This is a genomic window from Acinetobacter sp. AB03 (assembly GCF_058107045.1).
This window is the reverse complement of the sequence record NZ_JBUEBA010000002.1, coordinates 3,087,716-3,090,534: the sequence shown is the minus strand read 5'-3', so window position 1 is coordinate 3,090,534 and position 2,819 is coordinate 3,087,716. Positions and strand designations below refer to the sequence as shown.

The 2,819-nt window shown below is 39.0% G+C and carries 3 protein-coding genes and 1 pseudogene; 2 read left to right on the top strand and 2 right to left on the bottom strand.

Annotated features, from left to right (window positions below; translation table 11 throughout):
- Positions 1-109: 109 nt before the first annotated feature.
- Positions 110-438, bottom strand: a pseudogene (locus ACY3FQ_RS15560) (DUF4236 domain-containing protein).
- A 151-nt stretch (positions 439-589) separates the two neighbouring features.
- On the opposite strand from ACY3FQ_RS15560, the gene ACY3FQ_RS15555 reads away from it, so the two are divergent.
- Positions 590-1,180: a class I SAM-dependent methyltransferase gene (locus tag ACY3FQ_RS15555; protein ID WP_005401669.1), complete on the top strand. Its 591-nt coding sequence runs from the start codon at positions 590-592 to the stop codon at positions 1,178-1,180.
- Between the two features lie 2 nt (positions 1,181-1,182).
- The gene (locus tag ACY3FQ_RS15550) at positions 1,183-2,232 is read left to right on the top strand and encodes an HNH endonuclease (RefSeq protein ID WP_005401670.1); all 1,050 of its coding nucleotides are present in this window, start codon (positions 1,183-1,185) and stop codon (positions 2,230-2,232) included.
- Between the two features lie 117 nt (positions 2,233-2,349).
- Here ACY3FQ_RS15550 and ACY3FQ_RS15545 read toward each other — a convergent pair whose 3' ends face one another.
- Complete coding sequence (locus tag ACY3FQ_RS15545; RefSeq protein ID WP_039890772.1) at positions 2,350-2,709, bottom strand: hypothetical protein; 360 nt, start codon at positions 2,707-2,709, stop codon at positions 2,350-2,352.
- Positions 2,710-2,819: the final 110 nt, after the last annotated feature.

The following is a 2,819-nucleotide window of genomic DNA, read 5'->3' as shown; positions in this document are numbered from 1 at the left end:
ATCAGACATCAGCGGCAGCCTTTATTGTATTTAACATCCGTCCATAGTAATGAGTGAATTTAATTTTGCCTAGCGGAATAAATGTTATGGGTACAAAGGTCGGCTAATTCTAAAAAATAATAGCCCCGACAATAAAACAAAATAATCCAAAAATTACCCAAATCCAGACATTCGATTTGGGTTGCTCAGTATGTGATCTATAGAACGATTGCTGTTCCTGAGTAGGATTTTTTGGTTGCCAACTCTCTTCTTATAGGGCTGGTGCTTGGAATAGGATAGGCCTGTGCCTGGAATACCAACGCTGGTTCGGGCGCCTTTTTTACCAATATTTAAAGAAGCACCAGGCTTGCCAATGCTTGCACTGCTGATGCCTTTATGCGTCAGATTGATTTTTAATCCAGGTAATATTTTAATACTCTTGCGAAATCTGAAGCCCATATTTTTTCCATTTACAAGAACCAGTTTGGTTTCTATCTCAGTTGTCGGGATACAGTGAAATAAAAGTTTGATTCATTCATAGGACTGATCATTTGACTTAGCTAGTGAAATATCAGTATGTTCTTTAACATAAGATATTGGCTTTTAGACAATGAATCAAACATCAAATTATTACAATCAACATGCTCAAGCATTTTTTGAAAATACCTATCAGGTTGAGATGGAAAGTCTTTACACACCATTTCTAAGATATTTGCCGGAACAGGCATTGATCCTGGATTTGGGCTGTGGCTCGGGGCGGGACACTTTGGCATTTAAGAAAAAAGGCTATCAAGTTGAGGCAATTGATTATTCTATCGAGCTGGTTGAAAAGGCGAGAGAGCTGACAGGCATCGAGGTACGTCAGCAAAGTTTTTATGAGCTGAATGAAGTAGCTAAGTATGATGGGATTTGGGCCTGTGCTTCTCTTTTACACTGTGAAAGAGATCGCCTGACTGAAGTGTTGGGGCGCTTATTTAAAGCATTAAAGCCAAATGGTGTGTGTTACATGTCTTTTAAATATGGCGATTCAGACCGTGAGAAAGAAGGGCGCAGCTTTACTGACTTGAATGAGCAGCAAGCTTACGACTTACTCAAACAAATAGATCAGGCTTTACTGTTACAGCAATGGATTACTGTAGATAAACGTCCAGACAGTACAGAAGAGTGGTTAAATATCCTGATTAGAAAAATGCAGGCTTAGACGTGTTGTTTAGTACAGCTGAAATACCAACACATCATGAACAGCTAAAATTCTTAAAGCACATTCAGCAGATTTTACAGTCAGGGACGTTTACTTCGACCTATAAGTTTGCCTTGCTGATAAGCATCACACGTCTAGCGATTGAACAGGGTCAAGATACTGGTGCTGCGTTGCATTTGGAATATCAGGATATCGCTGAAAAATTTATTGACCTGTACTGGAAACAGTCACTACCGTTTCAGTTTAACCAATATGAACCTTTTTTCCTTAAACAATCCACTGGACAGCAAGCAAAAATCATCAGTGAAATCCAAAAGGCACAGCAACAATTCAAGACCTTGGCCGCACTGAGAACAGATGTACTTTACTGGAACAGGCTAAAGCGAACAGTGGCAACAACGGTAAAGCAAATGCCGGTAGTATATTTGCAGAATCTGAATGGTCAAACGGTAGAATTTCTCTATTGCCTTGAAGACTCCAAACAGTCCCTCAAGCTTTTACCCAAAGTGATGTATTGTTTGAGGCAGTTTAGTGAAATTGTTGAAGAGCTTTGCCAGAAGCGCTGGATTGATTTTGTCCGGTTGAATAAGCATAACCTGGTAGTATTAGATGGATTACCTGACCTGGATGAATTCATGTTTGCACCAAGTCGCAATCAACTAGGGCGGGTCGCGGACTACTTAATAGATTTACAGCAATACCAGTGTTTTTACTGTGGAAAAAGTCTCAAAAATTCAAAATATGCCGTGGATCATTTTATTCCATGGTCATTATATCCTGCCGATACCGGACATAATTTTGTCCTGGCGGATGAAAAGTGCAACTCACAAAAAAGTAATTATTTGGCGTCAGAACAATTTCTGCAACAGTGGCAGGAGCGGAACTATCTACATGATCAATCTATTGTTCGGGAAATTTCTCAATTAGGTTTTTTAACCGATCTACAACGTTCGCATCGGGTTGCCGACTGGGCGTATAAGCAGGCGATCGAAAATGAATACTTAGTTTGGTTGGGTGGTAAAGATAAACAGATATACCACAGTAATTTATAAGGCCTAACTTAAATAAAAAGTCTTCGACAAACCCGGTACGGTTCATCATATAATAAATATTAGTTCTGATTTGTACTAGATAAAAAAACAGCCTATAAGGCTGTTTTTATAAGTTTTTTACTGGATACTGACAACGGTATCTCTCGAGTGTATACGCCATTCTTCAATCTTGCTATCACCATATTGATTTGAGTCCCATCGAACCATTCCGATTGATTTTCTGCCAGACTTCTCTTCACAAAGACTAACGAAACTAGGCTTTAGTTTTTCTACTTCTGCTACCGCATTCGCATGAGTAGAAGGAACTGAACGCGAGATAATATTACTTATACAGTTTACTTGACCTGTATCAGTTGAGATATTCATAAGTCCAATAGCTAGTCTTAACTTTAGTGGTGCTGAAGCATCTGGAGCAGCTATAGTTGATGTAGCTGCCAAGCTCAGTCCAAGTAGTGTAAGAGCGGTTTTTCCTATCATGAGAGTATTCACTTTAAGCGTAGTAGAACATTATAGGTAAAATAGCATTTTAAAAGTTACAAGACTATGAACCGTACCGGGTTTGTCGGAGACTTTTTTATTTAAGTTAA